The 26,295-nt window shown below is 41.1% G+C and carries 24 protein-coding genes; 4 read left to right on the plus strand and 20 right to left on the minus strand.

Annotated features, from left to right (window positions below; translation table 11 throughout):
• Position 1 precedes the first annotated feature (1 nt).
• The 12 genes from ABWV45_RS02950 to ABWV45_RS03005 form a co-directional block, all read right to left on the minus strand.
• Positions 2 to 1,150, minus strand: coding sequence for a LegC family aminotransferase (locus ABWV45_RS02950; protein ID WP_353348506.1), 1,149 nt, complete (start codon positions 1,148 to 1,150; stop codon positions 2 to 4).
• A 7-nt stretch (positions 1,151 to 1,157) separates the two neighbouring features.
• Positions 1,158 to 2,348 (minus strand): UDP-N-acetylglucosamine 4,6-dehydratase, encoded by a 1,191-nt coding sequence (locus ABWV45_RS02955; RefSeq protein ID WP_353348508.1) that lies wholly within the window; start codon positions 2,346 to 2,348, stop codon positions 1,158 to 1,160.
• Positions 2,345 to 3,619: a UDP-N-acetyl-D-mannosamine dehydrogenase gene (gene wecC, locus ABWV45_RS02960; RefSeq protein WP_353348510.1), complete on the minus strand. Its 1,275-nt coding sequence runs from the start codon at positions 3,617 to 3,619 to the stop codon at positions 2,345 to 2,347. Before wecC ends, ABWV45_RS02955 begins: the two co-directional genes overlap by 4 nt.
• A gap of 13 nt (positions 3,620 to 3,632) precedes the next feature.
• Positions 3,633 to 4,751, minus strand: a complete 1,119-nt coding sequence (wecB, locus tag ABWV45_RS02965; protein WP_353348512.1) for a non-hydrolyzing UDP-N-acetylglucosamine 2-epimerase — start codon at positions 4,749 to 4,751, stop codon at positions 3,633 to 3,635.
• A gap of 1 nt (position 4,752) precedes the next feature.
• Positions 4,753 to 5,787 (minus strand): UDP-glucose 4-epimerase GalE, encoded by a 1,035-nt coding sequence (gene galE, locus ABWV45_RS02970; protein WP_353348514.1) that lies wholly within the window; start codon positions 5,785 to 5,787, stop codon positions 4,753 to 4,755.
• Between the two features lie 104 nt (positions 5,788 to 5,891).
• On the minus strand, positions 5,892 to 6,755 hold the full coding sequence (rluB, locus tag ABWV45_RS02975) for a 23S rRNA pseudouridine(2605) synthase RluB (RefSeq protein ID WP_353348516.1): 864 nt from the start codon (positions 6,753 to 6,755) through the stop codon (positions 5,892 to 5,894).
• Between the two features lie 49 nt (positions 6,756 to 6,804).
• Positions 6,805 to 8,010, minus strand: coding sequence for an SMC-Scp complex subunit ScpB (scpB, locus tag ABWV45_RS02980; RefSeq protein ID WP_353348518.1), 1,206 nt, complete (start codon positions 8,008 to 8,010; stop codon positions 6,805 to 6,807).
• Positions 8,007 to 8,885, minus strand: coding sequence for a segregation and condensation protein A (locus tag ABWV45_RS02985; RefSeq protein ID WP_353348520.1), 879 nt, complete (start codon positions 8,883 to 8,885; stop codon positions 8,007 to 8,009). Before ABWV45_RS02985 ends, scpB begins: the two co-directional genes overlap by 4 nt.
• A 4-nt stretch (positions 8,886 to 8,889) precedes the next feature.
• Positions 8,890 to 10,104, minus strand: coding sequence for a tryptophan--tRNA ligase (locus tag ABWV45_RS02990; RefSeq protein WP_353348522.1), 1,215 nt, complete (start codon positions 10,102 to 10,104; stop codon positions 8,890 to 8,892).
• A gap of 130 nt (positions 10,105 to 10,234) precedes the next feature.
• Positions 10,235 to 10,855: an L-threonylcarbamoyladenylate synthase gene (locus ABWV45_RS02995; RefSeq protein ID WP_353348524.1), complete on the minus strand. Its 621-nt coding sequence runs from the start codon at positions 10,853 to 10,855 to the stop codon at positions 10,235 to 10,237.
• Positions 10,856 to 10,909: 54 nt separating this feature from the next.
• A complete protein-coding gene (locus ABWV45_RS03000; RefSeq protein ID WP_353348526.1) occupies positions 10,910 to 11,734 on the minus strand; it encodes a PHP domain-containing protein in 825 nt (274 codons plus the stop codon).
• 30 nt (positions 11,735 to 11,764) lie between these two features.
• Complete coding sequence (locus ABWV45_RS03005) at positions 11,765 to 12,520, minus strand: VC0807 family protein (RefSeq protein ID WP_353348528.1); 756 nt, start codon at positions 12,518 to 12,520, stop codon at positions 11,765 to 11,767.
• 141 nt (positions 12,521 to 12,661) lie between these two features.
• On the opposite strand from ABWV45_RS03005, the gene ABWV45_RS03010 reads away from it, so the two are divergent.
• From ABWV45_RS03010 to mnmC, 4 genes are all read left to right on the plus strand, one after another.
• Entirely contained in the window at positions 12,662 to 12,961 is a 300-nt protein-coding gene (locus ABWV45_RS03010) for a YciI family protein (RefSeq protein WP_353348590.1), read from the plus strand.
• Positions 12,962 to 13,012: 51 nt separating this feature from the next.
• Positions 13,013 to 13,672, plus strand: a complete 660-nt coding sequence (locus ABWV45_RS03015; protein ID WP_353348530.1) for a TIGR04211 family SH3 domain-containing protein — start codon at positions 13,013 to 13,015, stop codon at positions 13,670 to 13,672.
• A gap of 70 nt (positions 13,673 to 13,742) precedes the next feature.
• Entirely contained in the window at positions 13,743 to 14,351 is a 609-nt protein-coding gene (locus ABWV45_RS03020; protein WP_353348532.1) for a peptidylprolyl isomerase, read from the plus strand.
• 104 nt (positions 14,352 to 14,455) lie between these two features.
• Entirely contained in the window at positions 14,456 to 16,432 is a 1,977-nt protein-coding gene (mnmC, locus tag ABWV45_RS03025) for a bifunctional tRNA (5-methylaminomethyl-2-thiouridine)(34)-methyltransferase MnmC2/FAD-dependent 5-carboxymethylaminomethyl-2-thiouridine(34) oxidoreductase MnmC1 (RefSeq protein WP_353348534.1), read from the plus strand.
• Between the two features lie 3 nt (positions 16,433 to 16,435).
• Here the strand turns inward: mnmC and ABWV45_RS03030 are convergent, their stop codons facing one another.
• The 8 genes from ABWV45_RS03030 to ABWV45_RS03065 form a co-directional block, all read right to left on the minus strand.
• A complete protein-coding gene (locus tag ABWV45_RS03030) occupies positions 16,436 to 16,642 on the minus strand; it encodes a hypothetical protein (RefSeq protein ID WP_353348536.1) in 207 nt (68 codons plus the stop codon).
• A 76-nt stretch (positions 16,643 to 16,718) separates the two neighbouring features.
• Positions 16,719 to 16,955 (minus strand): YheU family protein, encoded by a 237-nt coding sequence (locus ABWV45_RS03035; RefSeq protein ID WP_353348538.1) that lies wholly within the window; start codon positions 16,953 to 16,955, stop codon positions 16,719 to 16,721.
• Between the two features lie 18 nt (positions 16,956 to 16,973).
• A complete protein-coding gene (locus ABWV45_RS03040) occupies positions 16,974 to 17,414 on the minus strand; it encodes a hypothetical protein (protein ID WP_353348540.1) in 441 nt (146 codons plus the stop codon).
• A gap of 69 nt (positions 17,415 to 17,483) precedes the next feature.
• Positions 17,484 to 18,095: a transglycosylase SLT domain-containing protein gene (locus ABWV45_RS03045; RefSeq protein WP_353348542.1), complete on the minus strand. Its 612-nt coding sequence runs from the start codon at positions 18,093 to 18,095 to the stop codon at positions 17,484 to 17,486.
• The gene (gene ligA, locus ABWV45_RS03050; RefSeq protein ID WP_353348544.1) at positions 18,088 to 20,178 is read right to left on the minus strand and encodes an NAD-dependent DNA ligase LigA; all 2,091 of its coding nucleotides are present in this window, start codon (positions 20,176 to 20,178) and stop codon (positions 18,088 to 18,090) included. The genes ABWV45_RS03045 and ligA overlap by 8 nt, the downstream gene beginning before the upstream one ends.
• A 17-nt stretch (positions 20,179 to 20,195) precedes the next feature.
• Positions 20,196 to 21,509 carry a cell division protein ZipA gene (locus tag ABWV45_RS03055; RefSeq protein WP_353348546.1) on the minus strand — a complete coding sequence of 438 codons (1,314 nt, stop codon included), beginning with the start codon at positions 21,507 to 21,509 and terminating at the stop codon, positions 20,196 to 20,198.
• A gap of 26 nt (positions 21,510 to 21,535) precedes the next feature.
• On the minus strand, positions 21,536 to 25,027 hold the full coding sequence (gene smc / locus ABWV45_RS03060) for a chromosome segregation protein SMC (RefSeq protein ID WP_353348548.1): 3,492 nt from the start codon (positions 25,025 to 25,027) through the stop codon (positions 21,536 to 21,538).
• Positions 25,028 to 25,630: 603 nt separating this feature from the next.
• The gene (locus ABWV45_RS03065) at positions 25,631 to 26,062 is read right to left on the minus strand and encodes an Hsp20/alpha crystallin family protein (RefSeq protein ID WP_353348550.1); all 432 of its coding nucleotides are present in this window, start codon (positions 26,060 to 26,062) and stop codon (positions 25,631 to 25,633) included.
• Positions 26,063 to 26,295 lie beyond the last annotated feature (233 nt).

A 26,295-nucleotide genomic window follows, 5' to 3' on the forward strand; every position in this document is an offset into this window, starting at 1 on the left:
TTCACACCTTAATAATTGGAGTACTTGGTAAATTTATTAGTGATTTTTCTAATGAAATTGACATATCTAAATTACCCTGAATACAATTAGAAAATGCTGGTAATGTATTCATCAATTTCCAAACTGGCCGAGTCATAATATTATTGGAGTTTGTAACTTCCAGAAACCTGTCTCGCTCGGATTTATCTTCAATTATTATAGAGTTCAACCAATAATTTGATTTGGCATATTCTGGTTCTACTACAAATGTTGCGTCTAATTTATTAAAAAATGATCGATAACTATCAGCCAGCAACCTTTTTTTTGCTAAGAATTCACCCAACACTTCCATTTGAGCGCAACCTAATGCAGCATTTAAATTTGGCAAACGATAATTGAATCCTGGCTCATCATGATAAAATTCATAAGGATGAGGAACTTTTGCTGTAGTTGTTAGGTGCTTAACGCGCTTACCATCTTGCTCATCACGACACAAAACCATACCACCACCACCAGTAGTAATAACTTTATTCCCATTAAAACTTATTGCTGAAAATTTGCCAAATGTACCTGTATGCCTACCTTTATAGAAAGACCCTAAACTCTCAGCTGCATCTTCAATTAAAACCAAATTCCATTTTTCACATACAAGCAATAATTCATCTAATTCTACAGGATGTCCAAAAGTATGCATTGGAACAACTGCAGAAAGTCTCTTTCCAGTTGATTTATGAATGCATTTACCAGAATCATTTATATCCGCATTATCGTTCAACCACACTTCTAAAGAGGCGGGACACAAGCCCAAACTTATCTTTGAAACATCAACAAAAACTGGCTCAACTCCCATATGGTACAAAGCATTACATGTAGCAACAAATGTAAGGGCTTGCGTTATTACCAAATCTCCCCTTTCAACTCCAGCCATATGTAAAGCTACATTCAGGGCTGCAGTACCATTTACAGTAGCAACCGCTTTAGATGCACCAGTAAAGCCTTCAATTTTATTTTCAAATTCATCAACAAATTTCCCAACACTAGAGACAAATGTAGAATCAATTGTTTGATTTAAATAAGCCTTCTCATTACCATTAAAAGTTGGAGCGTGCAAAGGTATTAAATCACTTATTTTGTAAGTATCTCGAACAAACTCTATAAAGCTTTCAATCATTCTTTACCTACATTTTCGAGTCTAGATATTTGCCAGTTTCTTTATGAGCAAACCCTGGAATCATCTTGAAAAACAAATCGACTAATTGCTCTTTAGTCCACTCCTTTTTAACTTTTATTTCTGCAATGCTTTTCTCAAAAAGTGAAAGTAACTGTAAATCATACTCTGGATCATTTTTGATAACCCCAAAATTTTCGAAGCGCTCCATATCTAAAACCTCCTGATCCGTAAAGAACTCTTCAAAATCCTTCTCCCCTGTGGTATCACTAGCAGTAAATAAGCACGGCCATTTACCTTCTGCAGGGAGAGTTTTTGCCAATTCACGTGCTTCATCCTCACTATCACATAAATAAGGCACATAACCACGCTGTATGAGGTATTTGACTGCAATATCTGCAAACGAAATCAAGTGCAGCGCCTCACTCAGCTTTGGAAAAAAGATGTCACGATTTTCACCAAAAATACAGGACATCAAACACAACTCACCCGATTCCTGTGGTGTCACGAAATAACGTTTTATGTCATTTGGAGCTACTATTGGTTGATTTTTCTGAATCCTTTGGTTAAACCCATGCAATAATGATCCATCTGAAAATGCAACATTAGCAAAGCGAGCAGTAGAGATAGCTATTTGCTCACTCTTACGCATCAAGAACATTTCCATAATACGCTTGGAAGCGCCCATCATATTCACAGGATTTGCAGCTTTATCTGTAGACACACAAAAGTACTTTTTGACCCCCGATACAATAGACTGCTGAATCGTTTTATCGGTATTAAAAACGTTGACATCAATCATGCGCATTAGAGTAAACGGATCTTTTTCGCTACGAACATGCTTTAATGCTGACAAATTAAGCACGTAATCATATTGTCCATCCGCTTTAATAAAAGCATCATATTCCATTGAACCGATATCCAACGCAAACGTTTGAAAATCACCTTCTATATATCCAAAAGAACTACGGATATCACGCACCAGCTCAACCATGTTATTTTCACTAATATCCACAACATGTAACTTTTCAGGATTTCGCTTAAATATCTCCTTAGTCACTGCTTGACCGATAGAGCCAGCCCCACCCAGCACCAAGAAAGTTGATTTAGCTATTATTTGACATAATTCTTCTTCGTGATTTGATATATCATTTGCAAACAATTCTTGAGTACGACCAATTAACGACAAAATTGAATTCATTTCTTTCTCCATATCCCTTTCGTATCAATTAACAAGCCATTTTCTGGACGAACTAGCTTAAAGTCTTTATGGTCAAGTAATAAAACATGTATATCGCCCGCTTTTAAAGCTTCACTCAACGTTGATAATTGAACACCCTTTAAACTTTGAGGCAATTCAGAAATATTAGGTTCAACCGCTAGTACCTCCCCAGCATGAAATTCAGATATCATTTTCGTTATATCTAATGCAGGGCTTTCACGTAAATCATCTATGTCTGGTTTAAAAGCTAATCCATAACAAGCTATTGTTACATCTTTAGAAGTTTTATCTGGGTTCGCCTGTAAAAAATCAGCTATAGCAATTTTTACTTTATTAATAACCCATTCTGGCTTCGCATCATTTACTTTTCTGGCTGTGTGTATTAACTGAGCTTGCTCAGGTGTTTTTGAAACGATAAACCAAGGGTCTACTGCTATACAATGCCCCCCAACGCCAGGACCGGGTTGTAGAATATTAATTCGAGGATGGCGATTAGCTAGACTAATAAGCCCCCACACATCTATATCAAGCTCATCACAAATTATCGAAAGTTCATTGGCAAAAGCAATTTGAACATCACGACAGCTATTCTCTGTTAATTTTGCCATCTCTGCCGTGCGAGCATTTGTAATGACACACTCTGCTCTTACAAATATTTTATAGAGTTCTACCGCTAATTCTGAACACTTAGCTGTCAACCCACCTATTACTCTGTCATTTTCAACCAACTCCCTTACCACATGCCCAGGCAATACACGTTCAGGACAATGAGCAATACGAATATCTGATTTTTCACCATTTTGCTGAGGAAAGGTTAAATCTTTTCTTGCCTCAGCCATCCATTCGGCCATTTGTTCCGTCGCACCTACTGGAGATGTTGATTCAAGAATCACTAAGTCACCTTTTTTCAATACAGGTGCAATACTTTTTGCTGCTGCCTCTATATATTTTAAATCTGGCTCTGGAATCACTCCGCGAGGACATGGTTTAAATGGAGTTGGTACTGCAATTATAAATGCATCAGCAGGCTCGGGGGTTATAGTCGCTTTTAAATATCCATCACGCACTGCATTTTGTACAAGAACATCTAATTCAGGCTCTACTATATGAATTTCACCGCGATTGATGATATTAACCGCATTTTCATTTACATCAACACCGATAACATTCTTTTTGCAAGATGCAAACATTGCTGCTGTTGGTAAGCCAATATAACCCAAGCCAATTACTGATATTATTTCAAATGCCATATTTTATAATTCTTCATCTATCTAATACGTTTAAAATATTTGCGCAAGCTGTGCCATCCCCATATGGGTTATGGGCTTTGCTCATTTTTTGATATTCATCTTCTTTTTTTAGTAGTTCTGCCAATGATTTAACTATTATTTCTGTATTTGTACCTACTAGTTTTACTGTACCTGCTTCTACTGCTTCTGGTCTTTCGGTAGTATCACGCATCACCAATACCGGCTTACCTAAACTTGGTGCCTCTTCTTGTATTCCACCAGAATCGGTTAATATAACGGTTGATAGCCGCATCAAATTTACAAATGGTAGATACTCTAAAGGATCAATTAAATACACATTATTCAATCCGTTTAACAGCCTATTAACAGGCTCTTGCACATTTGGATTCAAATGCACTGGATATACATATTGAACATCTGGGTTATTCCTTGCTGATTCAGCAATGGCTGTACAGATATTTTCAAAACCACTGCCAAAGTTTTCACGACGATGTCCAGTTATAACTACCAAGTCTTTTGATTCTTCAAGAAAACTATAGTGTTGCTTTAAACTTTTTTGAAGCTCTAAATCAACTTCAATTTTTTCAACTACCTTTAATAATGCATCAATTACGGTATTGCCAGTAATATGAATATCATTTTCAGAGTAGTTTTCTTTCAATAAGTTTTGCTTGGAGGTATCTGTAGGTGCAAAATGATATTTAGTTAAAGAACCCGTTAATCTGCGATTTGCCTCTTCTGGCCAAGGGGAATAAATATCTCCCGTGCGTAAACCTGCCTCTACATGCCCCACTGGTTTTTTCTCATAATAAGCTGCTAGACTTGCTGCAAATGTAGTTGCTGTATCGCCATGCACCAAAACAACATCTGGCTTAAATTCTTGCAACACTGGCTTTAAACCTAAAAGAATACGAGAGGTCACATCATTTAAAGTTTGACCTGCCTTCATTAGATTTAGGTCATAGTCGGGTGTAATTTCAAACAATTCTAAAACTTGGTCAAGCATTTCACGATGCTGTGCAGTTACGCATACTTTAGCCTCAAAGCGATCATCTTCAGCAAGCGCCTGAACAAGCGGTGCCATCTTAATAGCTTCGGGTCTTGTTCCAAAAACAGTTAATATCTTTTTCATATTATTGATAGCCACCTGGATTACCACTCTGCCAATTCCACGTATCTTTCACCATGTCATCCACATTTAATTCAGCATCCCAACCAAGCAGTTCTTTTGCTTTAGTTGCATCGGCATAACAAGCCGCAACATCACCAGGTCTTCTATCTACTAGCTGGTAAGGCACTTTGATTTCATTTTGCTCTTCAAATGCCTTTACAAGCTGAATAACTGACAAGCCATTACCTGTACCAAGGTTTATAGCTTGCACACCTTCAATCTCATTTTCCGTAAGAGCCTCAACTGCTTTTACATGACCTTTAGCCAAATCAACAACATGAATGTAATCGCGTACACCAGTGCCATCTATTGTTGGATAGTCGCTACCAAACACACTTAACTGTTTTAGTTTTCCAACCGCTACTTGTGAGATATAAGGCATTAGGTTATTTGGTATACCTGATGGGTCTTCGCCGATTAATCCACTTTGGTGAGCACCTACCGGGTTAAAATAACGAAGTAAGCAAATTGACCATGGGTTATTAGTTTTGGATAATTCATCGGCCTGCTCCAAATCACGGTAAATATTTTCTACCATTAATTTACTTGCGCCGTATGGGTTTGTTGTAGAAAGTGGCATGTCTTCTGTAAGTGGTAACTGTTCAGGGTCACCATAAACGGTGGCAGAAGAACTAAACACAATTTTTTTAATGCCAGCTTGTTCAAGTTCTTGTGCTAATACTATGGAGCCGAACACATTATTATCGTAATAATTTAATGGCATTTCACAAGATTCACCGACTGCTTTTAATCCTGCAAAATGAATAGCTGCATCAATTGTGTGTTCTTTTAAAATTGTTTGCAGGCATTCACGGTCACGTACATCACCCTGAACAAAATCTACACTTTTACCTGTAATTTTTTTTACTCGATTGAGCGACTCTAGACTGCTATTTACTAGGTTATCTAGCACAACAACGTCAAAGCCAGAGTTCAATAACTCTACACAGGTATGACTACCAATATAGCCTGCACCACCGGTTACTAGGATTTTCATAATATGTGTTAAATCTTTGTATGAATTTATAGTTGAACGAATGTTCTAAAGGCGGTCTTATATTTGAGAGCGTCCTTGCTGACTTTCGTTATTTTTTCTTTAAATTAAGAATCAATCCTAACTTTTCTTTTTGGGCCTTTATTTTTAGGCCCTGCTTTTTGACGTGTTCTCTGGCGATTAGCCTCACGCTCATATTTTTTTAATTCTTTAGGGTCTAGTATCGCAATAGGCTTTGATGGTAAATCAACCAACTTCGCTAATTCATCCGTATCTTTTTGATTTAACTCAACCCAGCGACCCACAGATACTTTTTTTGGTAAAAATACACAACCATATCTTACACGTTTTAGCCGAGAAACTTTTAGCTCTTGGCTTTCCCATAAGCGACGTACTTCACGGTTTCGGCCTTCCATTATGCAAACATGATACCATTGATTGAACCCATCGCCATCGAAAAATTGCACATCGGTGAATTTTGCCATTCCGTCATCTAACATCACCCCTTTCTTTAAGGTATCAATAATTTCAGGTGTCACTTCACCAGCAACCCTAACGGCATATTCACGGTCTACCGTTTGTGTGCTCGGGTGCATTAATTTATTAGCCAGTTCGCCATCTGTCGTAAATAACAACAAACCCGCTGTATTAATATCCAAACGACCTACTGCAATCCAGCGCTCACCTTTTAATGTCGGCAAGTTATCAAATACCGTAGGGCGGCCTTCTGGGTCATTTCGTGTGCACACTTCCCCTTCTGGTTTATTGTAAGCCAATACACGTCTTGGGGCTTTTTGTGCGTGATCTATGACTTTATTGTCTACTCGAATTTCGTCTTTATCCGTAGCGCGCTCACCCAACTTAGCCACTTCACCGTTAAGCTGTATGCGACCTTGTTCAATCCAACGCTCCATCTCACGACGGGAACCTATGCCTACTTGGGCTAGGATTTTTTGTAATTTTTCACTCATCAACTTATCTCCGTTTCTGAGTTAAACCGCTTGGCGGTTAATCTTGGATTTAATCAAATTTATTGGCCAGATCAGACATGGTTTTCTCTTTGATAGAGGCATTATCCCGATCTTTTTCAAGTGCTTCTTGCTCATATTGCAATTGAGCAATCATTTCTTCTTCCATAGCCGCAAGTAGCTCGTCTTCATCATCTTGAACAACTGAGGAAGCTTCAGGTTCCTCTAGATTTTCAGGCTGCTCTAGATCAAGTTCACTTATTTGACTTGAATTAACTTCTTGGGCTTTTTGCGCTTTTTTTTCTTCTATTAAAGCGTCTATATCTTTTTTCTCATTAGGCGCTTTTAATTGCTCGCTCTCGTTTATCAATCGTTCTTGCTCTGCGATCATTCGGGCAATTGTCGCCTCGGCTATTTCTTCTTCTGTGGCATCCTCTGCGATTAAAGCTTCATCCTCAGATATTACTGCATCTAGAATGTCATCCGCTTGAGCTACTTGCTGCTCAGCATCTATTAGCTCCCCTTGATCGGAGCTTTCTTGCTCACCTTCGTCTGGTTTATTAAATAAAGCATCTTCTACTTTCTGAACCAATGCATCAGCTTCTTCCATGTCTTTAGCGGCACTAATGAGGTTTTCACTGTCTTCTAGCTCTTGAGTATGACTTGAAAAGTCAAAATCCCCTTCTTGTGTTTTATCCTCAAGTTCAAGCGAGTGATTGGCATCGGCTATTTCTTGTATTTCTTCGAGTGTAGGCAATTGATCCAAACTTTCTAGATTAAAATAATCCAAAAACATTTTGGTGGTAGCAAACATGGCCGGACGCCCAGGCACATCACGGTGCCCCACAACCTGTATCCACTCTCGCTCTACTAGGGTTTTTGTGATGTGAGAGCTAACAGCGACACCACGTACATCTTCAATTTCACCACGGGTCACTGGCTGCCTGTAGGCAATAATGGATAATGTTTCTAATAAAGCACGACTATAACGCTGTGGCTTTTCTTCCCATAAACGGCTAATCCATTTCCCTAAATCTTGCTTAACTTGAAAACGATAGCCAGTTGCTACTTTTTTAAGCTCATAACCCTTACTTGCGCATTTATCTGAAATACGCTCTAAGGTGTTTAGGATTCTGTCTTTTTCTGGCTCAAAGCCTTCATCAAATAAAGCGTGAATACGATCCACACTTAAAGTTTGGCCCGAGGCTAACAAAGCCCCTTCGATTATTTGTTCTAATAATACGTCGTTTATCATCATGAGATTTTCGCCTTCACATGAATTGGTCCAAACGTTTCGTTTTGCACGATCTCGATTAATTGTTCTTTTATAAGTTCTAGTGTGGCTAAAAATGTCGTCACCACACCTGAGCGCCCTTCTTCAACTGTAAACAAACGCGTAAAAGGAATAAAATCCCCTGTTTGCAAATTTGCTAAAATATCACTCATGCGCTCACGGGTGGATAGCTTTTCCCTATGAACTTCGTGCTCGGTATACATATTCGCACGGTGTAAAACATCGCTAAATGCCAACATCAATTCTTTAAAGTCCACATCTGGGTGGGCTTTTTCAGCCGAGTATTCCGGTGGTTTAATTTCAACTTCAAATGTGTCACGACCCGTTCGTGGTAACACATCTAAATCTTCCGCAGCTTTTTTAAAACGCTCGTAATCTTGTAAACGGCGGATTAGTTCAGCTCTTGGGTCTTCTTCGTCTTCTTCTAATTCCACTGGTCTTGGTAATAATATGCGGCTTTTAATTTCAGCTAACATAGCCGCCATAACCAGATACTCACCCGCTAGTTCAAGATGAACGGTTTGCATTAAGTCCACATAGAGCATGTATTGCTGAGTAATTTCGGCTACATTAATTTCTAAAATATCCAAGTTTTGCTTTCGAATTAAATACAAAAGCAAATCAAGAGGGCCTTCAAACTGCTCAAGAATTACCTCTAGGGCATCTGGTGGGATATATAAGTCCAGCGGTAGCTGGGTAAATGCCTCACCGTGCACAAGAGCAAAAGGCATTTCATGCTGCTGATTTGTTTTGATAGACGATGGCGCCTCTGAATCAGGTACAACTTGGTTGTCCTGCTCCAGTAAAGTTTCTTCTGGTTGTTCAGAGGCTTGTGTCATAAGGTTATCTGTAAGCCAGCCCCATTGCGTGACGTACATCTTCCATTGTGTCGCGAGCCGCCTCACGGGCTTTTTCACTGCCCTCTTGGATGATGGATTTCACAAGATCTGGGTTAGCCTCATATTGTTTAGCTCGTTCTTGAATGGGAATAAGCTCAGCTTTCACGGCATCAATAATTGGCCCTTTACAGTCAATGCAACCAATACCTGCATTACGACAGCCTTTTTGTACCCAGTCTTTTACGTCGTCTTCACTGTACACTTCATGCAACTGCCACACAGGACAATTATCAGGATTACCCGGATCATCACGACGAACACGGGCAGGATCAGTACGCATGGTACGAATCTTACGCTCTACCTCAGAGGGTTCTTCACGTAAACTAATGGTATTTCCATAAGACTTGGACATTTTTCCGCCATCCAAACCCGGCATCTTAGATTCAGGGGTTAATAGAGCCTGCGGCTCAGGCAAAATGACTTTACCACCCCCTTCTAGATAACCCATTAAGCGCTCTTTATCACCAAGGGTAATATTTTGCTGTTCTTTTAATAGAGCTTGAGCGGTGGCAAGGGCTTCGCCGTCACCTTCTTCGGTGTAGCGCTTACGTAGCGTGCTATACAACTTCGCAGCTTTTTTACCCATTTTTTTGATAGCGGCTTCGGCGTTTTCTTCAAAACCCGGTTCACGGCCAAATACATAATTAAAACGACGAGCCACTTCACGAGTAATTTCCACGTGGGCCACTTGGTCGGCACCTACTGGCACCATTCCCGCACGGTATAGTAAGATATCAGCGCTTTGCAGCAGTGGATAACCTAAAAATCCATAAGTCGCTAAGTCTTTTTCTTTTAACTTTTCTTGCTGATCTTTATAGGTAGGCACACGCTCTAACCAGCCAAGCGGTGTGATCATTGACAATAATAGATGTAGCTCTGCATGTTCGGGCACCTTGCTTTGTAAAAACAAAGTGGCACTGCCTGGGTTCACACCTGCGGCTAGCCAGTCGATGACCATATCCCACACACTGCGCTCCAGAATGCTTGGATCATCATAGTGAGTGGTCAATGCATGCCAATCGGCTACAAAAAAGAAACACTCATATTCATGCTGCAACTTAACCCAGTTTTTAAGCACACCGTGATAGTGGCCTAAATGTAGTTTCCCCGTGGGTCGCATGCCTGAAAGCACACGTTGCTGAGAGTCAACAGAACTCAAAGCCTTCTCCTAATACTGCAATCTAAAAGGGAGAAGTTTACCGATGCATAAGGTTAAAAACTACTGATAAACAAGAAAAAAGCTAACCCTAGCTAAATAAGACCAAATTCATTGACCTAAGTGGTTAACATTAATCCAATTCTTCCATTTGACCGATACCTTGACGAGTAATCTCGTAGGTTTCACCGGTCATATCCACTACGGTAGTGGCTTCAATTCCGCAATATCCGCCATCAATAACCAAGTCAACGGCATGCTCTAGCATTTGCCTAATATCATAAGGGTCTGAAAGCGGCATCTCATCTCCTGGCATAATCAGCGAGGTGGTCATTATGGGTTCACCAAGCTCAGCCAATAAGTCACTCACAATATTATTATCAGGTACACGAATCCCAATTGTTCGACGCTTCGGATGCAACAAGCGCCGAGGGACCTCTCGGGTGGCGTCTAAAATGAAGGTAAAAGCCCCTGGTGTATGATTCTTAAGTAATCGGTAAGCGGTATTATCCACTTTTGCATAAGTGCCAATTTCAGCCAAATCACGGCACAAAAGCGTGAAATTATGCTTATCCCCCAATTGACGGATTTGCTTGACCCGCTCCAGCGCTTTTTTATCTTCTAATTGGCATGCCAGTGCGTAGGCACAATCGGTGGGAATAATGGCCAAACCGCCACTGCGCAATATTTCTGCTGCTTGCTTAATCAGGCGAGCTTGAGGGTTTTCGGGGTGAATCTGGAAAAATTGGCTCATGGTCAGTCCTTGGTATTCATATCAGTTTAGTTCAATAGTTCGAACTAAGCATGCCTATTGCCAATGGCTCCAGACTGGTTTCACGGTTTTCGCCATTGGAACGAACTTACCTAACTCAGACCAAGGCCTAGGACCATGAAAGTCACTGCCTTGCGAACCCATAAAGTCGAACTCTTCACACAACTGAGCCATACGTTTACTAAAACTGGCATCCATCCCTCCGGTGGTCACCTCGATGCTGTTACCACCTGCATCTTTAAAGGCTTTGAAAAGCAGTTTTAGCTTTGTCACTGTCATTTTATATTTATCGGGATGGGCAATCACAGCCACGCCACCACTGTCGCGAATCCAACCCACTACTTCTGACATTTCAGGCCATAAGGTTTTCACATCACCTGCTTTACCTGCTCCTAAGTATTTTTTGAAAGCTTGAGCCATGTTGCTCACTTTTTCCATTTCAATCAGGGCTTGAGCAAAATGGGGTCGACCAATTTGTGCGCCATTAGCAATTTCAACGGCTTTTTCCCATATGCCTTCAATACCCTGTTTTTCAAGCTTTTGAGCAATCGTAACTGCGCGCTCGTAGCGGCACTCTTCTTGGCGCTTTACGGCGGCTTGCATAACAGGGTGACTCTCATCAAATCCTAAACCGACAATATGGATACCCACACCATTCCATACACTTGAAAACTCAATACCACTGATAATTTCCATTTGATGCTTAATCGCTTGCTGGCGCGCCTCATCAATACCATTAAGTGTGTCATGGTCAGTAAGTGCTAACATGGTGACACCTTTCTCGGCTGCACGATCAACTAAATCACTAGGGGTCAACTGCCCATCACTTTTCAAACTGTGACAATGTAAATCGGCTAACATAGATCGCTCCAATACAAGCTATGGTGGTGATTATTGCTCAACAATCACATCTTCAAGGGTCAAACCCGTGAGCTTTTTAATGCTACGAAACAAGTAAAATAACGCTACCATCATGACAATAGTGGCAGGAATTGAAATCACCGGAAAACTTAAAGCCGTCATTTTGCCTAGCTCCTCATTAAATGCAGCCGTGCCTGCTGGACTAACAATGATCCACTTGGCCAATGCATAATTTAAAATAGACGATAAAAAGAAAGACGCCGCCACCAACCAAGAGGCTATTTTTAAGCTCTGTTCAAATGCGGCTTCGCTATTACGCTGTTGAAGTGCCTCAGAGATTCGATCAACCCTCAATATTTTGTCGTTATATAAGAATGTCTTAACCAAAGGAAAACGAGTCTTTAAAGATAATACTGTTACCAAGCCTAAGATGCCGGGAATAGCAGCCTCTTTGATGGCTATGTACTGAGGGTCTAACTCTAATAAGCTAATGCCACCTGTTAATAAAATACTGAACACACCCAAGGCAGAAAACATATTCACTTTCCCGGCCCGTTTAAAATCATGCAATCCATATAAAATAGGGAATGCCAAAGCCACCACAATGGCTAACTTAATGCCATGGGTCTGATAAAACTCGCCTATGCCACTATTAATGCCTGTTAATGTATCTAAAACCCAAGGGTTCTCACTGCCTTTCATTAGAATCAGAGTGGGAATCACAATATTTAAAAGCAAATTAGCCAACATGCTTTCTTTCTTCTGCGGTTTATTGTTTTGACTCATAAAATCAACTTAAATCTATGTTTTAACAGCTATTTTAAGCTTATGTGACGTGATGTCGAGACAAGTTTAAGCAGCAGTTGGTTATTCTGCTTATTCGCGGTAGGATTATGGGGAAACTTCAACGTGATAATAATAAACACCATGTTATACGCCATCATTGCCCAAGACACCCCAAATAGCTTAGAAAATCGTCTGTCTAATCGCCCAGCCCACTTAGAGCGCCTGCAACTATTGCAACAAGAAGGCCGTTTAATTTTGGCAGGCCCTCATCCTGCCATCGATAGCGAGGACCCAGGTCAAGACGGCTTTAGTGGCAGCTTAATAGTAGCCGAATTTGAAAGTCTTGATGCCGCACAAGCATGGGCCAATGATGACCCATTTGTAAAAACAGGGGTTTACGAAAAAGTAACCGTGAAGCCGTTCAAGAAAGTATTACCATAAGCGGGTAGAATCCCACCTATTCGAATTTTTTGACCAAACAGGATGTACAACGTGAAGCGCATTTCATTATTCATTTTAAGTTTGCTGGTTCTCTACCCTGCTGTTGCAGAAAAACGCTATGTTAGCGATGAACTATGGATCAACCTACGTAGCGGCCCAGCCGAAGATTTCCGTATATTAAAAACCCTAAAAAGTGGCAGCCACCTGCAATTCATCGAAGCCACTGAAGATAAAAAATACACCAAAGTTACTACAGATAAAGGCTTAGAAGGCTGGGTACTAACCCGCTTCATCCAAGACGAACCAATTTCACTAGAAAAACTCATTTTAACTAAACGAGAACTAGAAAAAAACAAAACAGATTTATCTAACCTTCAAAAAAAATACAATGAAACTAAAAAAGAATTGGCATCTGCGAACCGCAACGCAGGAACTTTAAGTGATGATAAAGCCAAACAAGCGAAAGAACTTGAATACATTAAAAAAGTCAGTGCTAACGCCATTAATCTTGATAAGAAAAACCAAGAATTATTAGAACAAGGCGAGCAACTAAAAATCAGTGTTGATACACTACGTGCTGAAAACGAACGCCTGCAAAGCAGTAAAGACTTAAACTACATACTAATGGGTGGTGGTTTAATTTTATTAGGCCTATTCCTTGGTTGGTTACTACCTAAGTTATCAGGACGTCGTTCAGACACTTGGGCATAAATAAAAAAATCAAGCCAGCGTCAATAATCAAAAGATTATGCGCTGGCTTTTTAATATGTACGGAGAACTCATGAAAACCTTATTAATTTGCTTTATGGCTTTAGTTACTAGCTTCAATATCCAAGCCCAAAGCCCCGCCAATACTACACCAGCCTCTACAGTCAAGGCAGACATTGCGACACCTTATGTTACGTTTACCACCAATCAAGGTAATATTGTTTTAGAGTTAAACCCTGAAAAAGCCCCTATTTCGGTAGCGAATTTTTTGAATTATGCCAATAGCGGTTACTACAATGGTGTTATTTTTCACCGCGTAATTAAAGACTTTATGATTCAAACTGGTGGCTTTACTGAAAATATGACTCGAAAAGCCACACAAGAACCCATAAAAAATGAAGCTGATAATGGTTTGTTCAACAACCGAGGCTCCATTGCAATGGCCCGAACCGGACAAGTAGACAGTGCAACCAGTCAGTTTTTTATTAACGTAAAAAACAATTATTTCTTAAACAATGGCTACCGTGATTTCGGTTATGCCGTATTTGGTAATGTCATCAGTGGTATGGAAGTGGTTGATGCCATTAGCCAATTACCTACTGGTATGGTTCAAGGCATGCGCAACGTTCCGATTGAACCTGTTATTGTCGAAAAAGTCAGCGTCAGTTATTCGAAGCCATAAATCGAAATGTGCTGGCCAATGCCAGCACAATCTTTTGCCCTTTCAATACCTACAAATTCACACTTTTCTGATAATATATTGCCAACTTCATACGCAGTGGCAACATGATCAAACCCGCACAAATACAATGGTCCAACGGCTCACCGGTTTCAACTCAGTTCGATGATGTGTACTTTTCGAAACTCAGTGGCATTGAAGAAACCCGCTATGTTTTTCTTGAGCATAGCCATTTACCCGAGCGCTGGAAAACATTGTCCAACAACTGCTTCACCATCGCAGAAACCGGTTTTGGAACTGGGTTAAATTTATTATGTGCGTGGAAAAGCTGGTTAAGCAATAGCAGGCTAGAACAAACCTTACACTTTGTCAGCGTTGAAAAATTCCCACTCAGTAAAGATGCTTTACAGCAAGCATTACGGCAGTGGCCTGAGCTGGAGTCATTAAGCCAAGGCTTAATAGATGTGTACCCTCCTCTTGTTCCCGGTTGGCATCCCGTGACTTTGCCAAAACTAAGCGAGAATTCAGGTAATGTGGTTTTGCACCTATTTTTTGGTGATATAAACCACTGGCTAAACCAAATACAAGGAACTGTTGATGCATGGTTTTTAGATGGCTTTGCACCATCTAAAAATCCCGAAATGTGGAGCGAGCATTTATTTCATTCCATGGCTCGACTAAGCAATCGCTTAACGAGCGTCGCTACTTTTACCGCAGCAGGTCTGGTCAATCGGGGATTACAGGCAGCAGGATTTACCACAAAAAAAGCAAAAGGGTTTGGTAAAAAACGTGAAATGCTCACTGCTCAATACACCCAAAACCAAGGGCCTTGCCCACTGAACTGGTTGCGCGATAAACCATGGAACGCATTACCCACCTATACAAAACCCAGCCAAACACAACCCCATGTGGTGATTATCGGAGCGGGTATTGCTGGTTGTGCCAGTGCCTATTCTATGGCTAAACGTGGCTGGCGCGTTTCGTTGTTGGATCAACATGAAAATATAGCAAGTGGAGCCTCTGGAAACGCTCAGGGCGTGTTATACGCCAAACTCTCAAGCGACATGAATATTCAAAGTGAGTTTTATTTAGCTGGCTACCTTTACAGCTTGCAATTACTTAAGCAAACCATGCCAGAGAAAACAAACTGGAATAACTGTGGCGTCCTGCAATTAGCATTTAGTGAAAAAGAATTAAAGCGTCAGCAGCAGTTTTACCAAAGGTTTGAACTAGATGATGTTTTACAATGGGTTGATGCTAGCCATGCAAGCAAGCTTGCCAATACTGAACTTAATTATGGTGGCCTGCATTTTAAACAAGGTGCGTGGGTACACCCTAAGGCTTGGTGTGAAGCGTTAACCGCACATAAAAACATTCACTTTTTTCCAAACCATAAAGTTCAAGCAATTACACGGAATAAGAAACAATGGCAGGTTTGTGTTGAAGAAGGTTCGAGCGAGATACAATGTGACGCCGTTATTGTATGCAGTGCGTTTGATGCCAACAAAATAACCGAACTTTCATTTTTACCCACACAGCCTATTGCAGGGCAAGTGTCACAGGCTTCACATTCACCCAGTACGTTAAGTATGGTGTTATGTGGCGACAGCTATGTTACTCCCAATCACAATAATGCATTAAATTTCGGTGCAACATACCGCCTAAAAAGCGACACGACCAATGAAACTGAAGAGGATCATCAATTTAATTTAGAAAAATTAAACGATAACTTCCCATCTGTTAGCTCAAGTATTAATGGACCATTAGCGGGTCGTGTTTCTGTACGTTGCAGTACGCCAGACTACACCCCCATTGTTGGTGCAATATGCGACGAAGCTGCGTTTAAAGCACAGTTTTGTGACTTAAAGAAAAGTAAGAAGTGGCGATTTTATGAAAGTGCACCGTATCTAAGCGGTTTATATGTGAACATTGGACACGGCTCGCGAGGGCTAAGTTCAGCCCCGTTAAGTGCAGACATGTTAGCAGCCCAAATTAATAATGAGGTTTTGCCCATGTGTAAACGCCATGTGGATATGCTCAACCCCAATCGGTTCTTAGTCTCTCAAACCATTAAGGGGCAATAATGCTTAATCATTAGCCGCCTTATCGTTTAGTTGGCTTATGGGGAGAACATAATTTCTAGCGCGTTTATGATCTTGACGGATGGCAATCATCACTTCTGAGATTTGTTGGCACTGAGCACGGGTATCCGCTAATTGAAGTTGAAGATCATCTGCACAGGCGAATAAATCCTTTATCACCTTTTGAAACTTGTAAGCATGTAGATGGGTCATACTTGCCTCCTTTGTGGCCTATCTTTCAGGTTAGTCCTGAAACCCTAGGGCACGCCAGCAAACATAACTAAATAGGCTAACTAAGTTGGTCTTTATGCATAATTCCCACTGACTGAGTGTCATGGTCAAATACAATCACTGCTTCCCCAGACTGGATTTGCCCCATGACTTGCTGATATTTTTGCGTAAAACTAAACTCTTCATGGCCGTAATCGGTACCCTCTCGATTAATAAAGGATTCAATTACGCCCTGAAGCGCCTCTTCGCTCAATTGCCCATAAGGAATGGGGGTAAAGGCTAGATTTTGACTCATATTACGACCACGTTACAACTACCTCAGGAATGCGGCTTCCCGCTCCCATTCGCACTTCACCCGTAAATCACCACTGTTTGGAGTATGACAGCCTCGAGTGGTGGGCTCCCAATGAAAGGTATGTTTACCGCTCAATTCCGTTTCTAAATGAACCGTAGCGCTCACCCAATACATTTGCCCAAGTAACTCTTCAAACTTTTGCATCCAACGTTCCCATTCATACTCAATAGCTCGATAAGATGCGCCAAAATGAATAAGTTGAGTATGATAAGCGCCACTGAATACATCTAAACCGGGCAAGGTGAACATATCACCACATAAAAAAGGTGAATTCACATCAAAGGTTTGAGGTAAATCCAACAACGCACCACTGTTTACCATGCGTCGAGTTTCAGCATCGGTTTCCGGTGCAATGGGAACATCCTTGATAATTCCGTAAACGATAGACTCTTGATCCACTACCGACCCTTACAATCACTGACTAACAATATTTAACTGAGTTTGACACATTTTTAGGCCAAGGAATAACTATCCAAAAACGGATCGCCAAAACCGTGAATCGTCTAACTCTTTTTGGCAGTTTTGAAGCTGCCTTCGATACATATTACTGCGTTTTTCAACTTTTCTCGCCACCTTTAACAACCACGGCTTATTCTTGTAGGTTTGACGGGAAAAGCCACCTTGCCCTTCATGATAAGCAAGGTACAAACTATAGGCATCGTGTGGGTTAATTTTGTTACGAATCAGGCTCTTGTGGTTATACCAGCCAATAAAGTCCACAGCGTCTTCGAAGTCATCACGATCAGCGCCCCAGTTTTCGGTTTTCTTTTGATATTCATACCATGTGCCATCTAAAGCTTGGGCATATCCAAAGGCACTAGAAGCACGCCCTGTGGGAATAATCCATAAGAACCACTCCCATGGGGGACGGGCATCACCCACGAACTTTGACTCTTGATGAATAAACGCCATAGTGACGTGTTGAGGAACGCGCCAACGTTCATACACGTCATCCGCTGCTAGATACCAATCATAGTATTCATCGTATATCTCACAGACATTATTGATATTCTTAGGTGGTGAGGTACTACACGCCACCACAGAAAGTAATACAAATACTAATAACAGTTTATTAAGCATGTTGAATACCATGACCGTTTAACAAAGCTAAAAAAGCAGCTTCATCCATTACATCAATACCTAAGTCCTGAGCCTTGGTCAATTTAGAACCCGCTTTTTCACCGGCAACCACTCCATTGGTTTTAGCACTCACACTGCCTGCCACTTTTGCGCCTAAACTTTGTAAATACTGTTTTGCCTCGTCCCGCCCCATGCTGGCAAGTGTGCCAGTAACAACAAAGGTTCGCCCATTAAGAGGTAATTCGTCAGCGGCTACTTTTTCAATTTTCGGCCAACTAATTCCAATATTAAGCAAACCATCAATGATTTTCTGATTATGAGGTTCACTAAAGAAATTCAGAATATGCTGTGCCACTATTGGGCCTACGTCATCAACTTCTATTAGTGCATCAAAGTCTGCTTTGACTAACACCTTTAAATCCAAAAAGTGATTCACTAAGTTTTGCGCGGTAGCAACTCCTACTTCTCGGATACCTAAAGCATACAAAAACTTAGCCAGCGTGGTTTGCTTGCTGACATTAATGGAATCTAACAGGTTTTGAGCAGATTTTTCAGCCATGCGTTCCAAATTAGCGACATCGGCCAACTTGAGGGAATACAAATCTAAAAACGATTCTATTAAGCCTTCGTCCACTAGTTGCTCGACAATTTTATCCCCCAAGCCATCAATATCCATGGCCTTACGGGAGGCAAAATGCTTGATAGCTTCTTTGCGTTGTGCCGCGCATACAAGGCCACCCGTACAGCGGGCAACAGCCTCGCCTTCAACACGTTCAATATGAGAATCACATACAGGACAAGACTGAGGAAATTGAATTTGTTTTGCATGATCTGGGCGTTTACTGGTCACCACATTCACAATTTGTGGAATAACATCGCCCGCACGGCGGATCACAACCGTATCCCCCACTCTTACGTCTAAACGCGCAATCTCATCCATATTATGTAACGTGGCGTTTGATACCGTTACACCACCTACAAATACGGGTTCTAATCGGGCAACCGGTGTTATGGCACCTGTGCGCCCCACTTGAAACTCCACATCTTTTAATAACGTTATTTGCTCTTGTGCAGGAAACTTATGGGCAATGGCCCAACGTGGCGCACGCCCGGTAAAACCCAGAGCTTGCTGAATTGCAATATCGTCAACTTTAAACACGATGCCATCAATTTCATATGCTAGAGAGCCACGTTTTTCAGCTAATTGATGGTAATAATCCATGCAGCCTTCAATGCCATTGACTACTTGCATTTCTGGGTTGATTTTAAATCCCCAGATTGAAAATTGTTTTAAAATTTCACTATGTCTATTAGGCAAAGTAGCCCCTTCAACACGACCTAAACTGTAACAACAAAACTCTAATGGACGTGCAGCTGTAATCTTAGAATCAAGCTGGCGTAAACTTCCCGCAGCCGCATTACGAGGATTCACAAATGGTTTTTCATTATTCGCCAATGCTTTTTTATTAAACGCTTCAAAGCCAGTTGTTGGCATATATACTTCCCCGCGTACTTCTAATATAGGGGGAACATCGCTGCTTAACAGTTTTAACGGGATACTAGGAATTGTCCGAATATTTTGGGTGATATTTTCACCGACACTGCCATCGCCGCGTGTAGCCGCTCGTATCAGTCGCCCATTTTCATATAACAAACTTACGGCAATCCCATCTAGCTTAGGCTCACACGCATACTCAACAATCTCTGATTGCTTTAATCGATCGACAATACGTCGATTAAAATCTAGCATATCTTGCTCGTTAAATGCGTTATCTAAACTGAGCATAGGCACTTCATGGGTCACTTGTTCAAAATGAGAAAGTGCTGTTGCACCAACACGCTGTGTAGGTGAATCTGATGTTAATACTTCAGGGAATTCAGTTTCAAGCCCTTTTAAGCGATGAAATAACCGATCATATTCAGCATCCGGTAATTGTGGATCATCAAGAACATAGTACTGATAATTCGCTTGATTTAATTGTGCATGAAGCTCAAGTACTTCCTGTTTTACATCAGAACTGATGTCATCAGAGGGGGACGAACCCGATGCAGGTTCGTCAAATAAAGAAGGCTGGTCGGCCATAGTAAGGTCTCGCTAAACTATTTTTTTTGCGACAAGTGTTTACGAGTAAACTCACGAATACGATTTCGATAATGCTCTAATGTTTGTGGCGTTAAATCACTGTGGGTATCATCATGCAGCGTTGCATTAAAATTACGTGAAAATACCAATGCAACCTCTGCCATTGCATCAAATGCTTCCATTGGCTTTTCAGGCCCGGGCAAACTCATAAATAAACTAATTCCCGGTGTTACTAATTCATCCATTGTTGCTAAATCAAATGAACCGGGCTCTATTGCACTTACAACACTAAATTGAATCTTCCCTTGGGCATTTGCTTTTTCAAAACGATGAAAAATATCCATTTCACCGTGGCGTAAATCACATACTTTAAATACCTGATGAAGGTTCTTACCTAATAAGCCCTGCCCATCTTGCTTCAAAATATTAATTACAAAAATCTCTTCAGCTGCTTCCCGCTCAGATAATTTCTCCCCAACTGGCTCTGCCTGAATATCTTCAATGTACTCCATTAATGGGTCAATTTTATCCGCTTTAGCAACAGGTTCAGGTTTAACTTCTTCAAAAACAGGTTCATCTTCTAACGTTGATTGAATGAGCTCTGGTAATACGAGTTCGTGTTGCGTAGGGGGATTAGTTTCTACTTTTTGACCAAGCTCTACGGGTTCCATTAATACTGGGACGGATTCTTTTTCGTCTAGCTCAACATCTTCCGTGACAACCGGTTGTTTAATCACCTCTGCAGATTGGGTTTGAGCTTTCGCTTCGGCCAATTTAGCAGCCAATTCTTCTTTGCTCTTGCGCTGAGGTCTTGTTTTAACTTCTTGTTGGACTTGTGACTCAGGTGCTTCAATTTCAACTGGTGCAGCATCCTCTGCTAGCACTTCAAATACATCCGATGCAGGCTCTGGCTCTACAAAGTCAACTGGATTTAAATCGTTATCTTTAGCAGAAAAATGTTCAAGACCGTCATCTTCAAAGGCATCAACAGTGGCGCCTACCGCTTTCGATGACTGCTTTACTTCTTGATTAATACTCGGCTTTTTCAGTTTTTCTTTAGAAAGTGACGCTTTAAAATCAAACGAATCGGCCTGCTCATTTAAAGCACCTTGCAAAAGGTCTTCAGTGATTTCTAGTTCATCAAATTTTGCTAATTCGTCAAAGCTTGGTAGCTCATTATCACTAAGCAAATCTACATCGTCGTAGTTACCTAACGATTGATCTAATCGATTGGCGCGTGCCGCGCGTACTTTTTTCACACCATCCCAAATGATAAAACCAATTACGATTATACCAATCACGAGGATAAAACTGTGTAAACTAATATCCATCTATCTAATATCTATTCTTTGTCAGATTAATGTTCGGTTAATTCAACCGCTTCTTCCATGTTCACCGAAACAATTCGTGATACGCCCGGTTCATGCATGGTTACCCCCATTAATTGCTTGGCCATTTCCATTGCAATTTTATTATGGGAAATATATATAAATTGTACTTGTTCGCTCATGGCTTCTACCAAACGAGCATATCGGCCCACGTTGGCATCATCCAAAGGCGCATCCACTTCATCCAGCATACAAAAAGGTGCTGGTTTCAAACGGAAAATAGAAAACACTAAAGCAATGGCCGTTAGTGCTTTTTCACCACCTGACAGCAAGTGAATTGTGCTGTTTTTCTTACCCGGTGGTCTAGCCATAATAGCCACACCAGTATCTAATAAATCGTCACCTGTTAGCTCTAAATAAGCATGACCACCACCAAATACTTTAGGGAATAATTCTTTTAAGCCACCATTTACTTTATCGAAAGTTTCTTTAAAGCGAGTGCGGGTTTCTTTATCAATTTTATGAATGGCGTTTTCTAAAGTTTCTAACGCTTTTTCTAAATCAGCATTTTGCTTATCTAGGTATTCTTTACGCTCAGATTGCGTTTTAAACTCTTCTATCGCCGCTAAGTTTATTGCCCCTAAACGGGTGATACGCTGCTGAATTTGTTCTAATTCTAACTGGCAGCCTTCAATATTGGCATCGTCTGCTAGTTGTTCTAGCACTTGCTCCAGTTCAACCTCTTGTTCTTTGAGCTGCTCTTCAATACCACCACGTCGTGTATGGATGGTTTGATACTGCATACGACTTTGCTCAAGTTGTGAACGTACTCCTTGCGCTTTTTGCTCAAGTTGTTGGCGGTTTTGCTCAAACTCACGAATTTCATTTTCAATTAATTCTTTGCGGCTACGCGATGCTTTCATGAGCTCTTCAACGTCTAGGCGTTGCTGCATCATTTCTTCGTATTGAGCTTTTAACTCTTCTACTGGGCTATCACCCTGATCTTGCTGCTCAAGTAATTGTGATTCACGATCTAATAATTTTTGTTTATCTTGCTCATGGCGACTAATGGCTTCCATTAAGCTTTGACGCTGGTGTTGCAAGGTTTGTACTTTTAATTGTTGTTGGTGCGCTTGATCTTTTTGATGACGAGCCGACTGCCTAATTTGATCTAAACGCTCACGACACACATCTCGCTGCTCTAAAAGCTGTTCGCGTTCTTGTGTGTAATGCTCCATATCTTGAAGAGCGGTTTGCCATTGAATACGAGCTTCTTCTAGTGATTCTTGCTCTAGGGTTTTGCCTTCTTTTTGCTCGGTTATTTCGCCAAGTAATTGATTTCTACGTCCTACTTGCTGCTCTAAGCGGACTTTTTGGGCATGTATAGTAGATTTATGATCACTTAACTGTTGTGCTGCGTGGTTTACTTCCCGCTGAGCGTTGTTACGCTGCTGCTCTAACGTATTAATACGCAATGATGTGGATTCTAAATCTGCATCTAATTCTTCTACGAGGGCGTCTAGGTCATCCTCTTTAATTGTCAGCTCTTCAAGCTCTTGCTTGCGCGCTAACACACCGGATTGATCATCAGCGGAACGCTTAACACGTATCCAGTTTGGGCCTAACCAAATACCCTCAGGGGTGATGACACTTTGATTGCCTTGAAGTTGTTTACGCATTTCAAGTGCAGAAGTTAAGTCTTGTGCACACAATACATCGTTCAGCCATGGCACACTTACGCCGCTGGTTTGAGCCGCTAAACTTTGTGACGATTGATTAAAAGCACCTTGGCTTTCCATTAACGTCATTTGACCTTGGTTAAGGTTTAATAATCTTTCTGCATACTGATCAATGGATGGCACCACGACCGCTTGCAGTTGTTCTGCCAATACGGTTTCAACGGCTAGCTCCCAACCACTTTGAACTTGTAGCTCGTCGGCAAGGCGTTTATTTTGATGTAACTGCTGGCTTTGCAACCAACGGCCTGATTCGCCGTCAGTGCCTAATGCCGCTTGCTGCAATGCCTCTAATGAAGCTTTGCGACCCATTACTGACTGTAATTGGCTGCGTGAGTCATTTAATTTCTGAGATAAGTCTTGTTGTTGTTCGCGGGCAGCTTCTACTTGCTGCTGGTATCGAGCTGCGTCTTGCTGCTGTTGTTCAAATTGCAGCTCTTTTTCACTGAGCTGTTCATCCAGCATCGCTAACTGTTCTTCGGCTTCATCACCAATTTGCAGTGATTCAACTTCACGCTGTAAGCGTTCAATACGTTGCTGAATACGGGTTATATTTTGTTCAAAGTTTTGAATTTGAGATTTACTTACTTCGGCAATTCGCTGTGGCTCAGCGCTTTTCTCATTGAAAGCATCCCAAGAATGTTGCCAGTTTTGCATGGCGTCTTCAGCTTCAATAAGGGTTTCTTGGCTGGCTTCTTCTTGGGCATAGAGCATTTCGCTTTCTGGTTCAAGCTCCATTAATTGTTCGTCTAGGGCTTCTAATGCGAGAGCGTCTTCTTCTTCTTGCTGCGCAATATTGGACTTTCCATCAATGATTTCTTGAAGGTCACTGTTTAATTGCAAAGAACGCTGGCTTTGAAACTGAATACTTTGCTCTAAACGGCCAAGGTTGCCGCCTAACTCATAAAATTGAGTTTGCACTTTTTCAAACTCATCGGTTAAATCCACCAATACGATGCGTTTTTCTTCTACTTGGGATTCATCTTGTACTTGAACAGTTAATACTTGCTCCAGTGCTAGCTCTTGCTCGGCGATGACCTGATTAATTTGCGCCAGCTCGTTATCCATGTTTTTCCAACGCATAGCCAATAATTGGGCACGTACTAAGCGTTCGTCTTCTTTGAAGTTTTTGTATTTTTCTGCTGCTTCAGCTTGGCGCTGTAATCGGCCTATTTGACGGCCTAATTCTTCACGAATATCACTAAGGCGCTCTAGGTTCTCGGTGGTACGGCGAATACGGTTTTCAGTTTCACGGCGACGTTCTTTGTATTTAGAGATGCCCGCGGCTTCTTCAATATAAACACGCAGTTCATCAGGTTTGGATTCAATAAGCTTGGAGATCATGCCTTGTTCGATAATGGCATAACTACGCGGCCCAAGACCGGTACCTAAGAATAAATCCGTCACATCACGACGGCGGCACTTAGTGCCATTTAAATAATAGGTAGACTGACCATCACGGGTCACTTTTCGCTTTAGGGAGATTTCAGTATATTGGGCGTATTCCCCTTGTAGCTTGCCTTCGCTGTTATCAAATACTAATTCGATACTAGCTTGACCCACAGGTTTACGACCTGTTGAGCCATTAAATATTACGTCCGTCATGGCGTCGCCGCGAAGATTTTTGGCGCTGCTTTCACCCATAACCCAACGTACAGCGTCAATGGTATTGGACTTACCACAGCCATTAGGGCCAACAATACAGGTTAGGTTTGTTGGAAAAGGTATTTTTGTTGGGTCAACAAATGATTTGAACCCAGCAAGCTTAATGGACTTTAGTCGCACTTCACGCCTCTTATTATACTTAGTGCTCTAGGGCATCCATCATGATGCTTAGCAAATGATCACCATACTCTTTTAATGCTTGTTCCACTTCTGGCACATCTCATTTCATAACCCCTTCTGGTAATAACGAGAAGAATGTCATGCTGTAACTTAACGCATTATTATCCATGGTTAAAGCCATATAATAGGTACGATGTAGCTGATTGCAGATCTTCTAAAATGCCCTCTAAGTAAGCATTTTCAGCCATTCATTACATCAAACCCTGCTTTTATCAAGACTACGGGCTCCTGAGCTACTGGCATGGCACGCAATCAGTTACGGCTTTATTTATGAGTATTTAGCCACTTTAGGGTGTTGAGTGGGCAGTTCGCTTAGATAAGCTTTCCAGTGCTTTAAAACTCATGCCGCACCAAACCCTGTACAAAATACAAACAACCCAATCCAGACCCTAGATTTAAGCCAGCTAGTGTACCACAAGATGGACAATTGACTATGTCCTCTCAAGGCCTTTGCATAGCTGATTTGCACCCATAAAAAAGCCTAATATTGGCTTATAAATCAATATTAGGCTCAACAAAAGAGTTATTTCAAAGCTCGTCTTATTACTTAATATCCACTTGAATACGTTTAGGTTTTTCCTCATTGGACTTAGGTATATCGATATTCAGCACCCCCTCCTCAAAGCTGGCATTGATGCTTTTGGCGTTTACATTATCAGGTAACGTAAAGCTGCGTGTAAAAGAGCCATAAGAACGCTCTACCCTGTGTAGCTTGTTGTTTGTTTCTTCATGTCTACTTTCACGCTTACCTGAAACCGTCAACACTCCCTCATTCACACTAATAGACATATCTTCTTTTTTCACACCGGGTAAATCGGCATGTACATGGAAATTTTCATCGCTTTCACTGACATCCACACTTGGATACCAATCCGCTTGCTTCATGGCTTCCGTATTGGCTTTTGATACTTGTGGGCGATAACGGCTTAGTACGGCGTCCATTTCAGCAAATGGATCCCAAGTTGATAATTTCATGTGAGTCTCCTTTGTATTTCTCAATGGCTTTCTATTGGCCTCACTAAAGATATATGTGCGTTCAAAGGGTTTTCAAGGTGAGATTTTTAATATTTTTTTGAGATATTGATTAACGTCAATATTTGAGATTTTTATAAAAACATATAAACAATTGTGAATGGATTTTGCTTTGGGGATATTAAATTAAATTGCAAGTGAGGCCTTTTTTAATTAGCCCTTTTCCAAAAAGCCAA

The organism is Oceaniserpentilla sp. 4NH20-0058, from assembly GCF_040371755.1.
In the GTDB taxonomy this organism is placed as follows: domain Bacteria; phylum Pseudomonadota; class Gammaproteobacteria; order Pseudomonadales; family Oceanobacteraceae; genus Bermanella.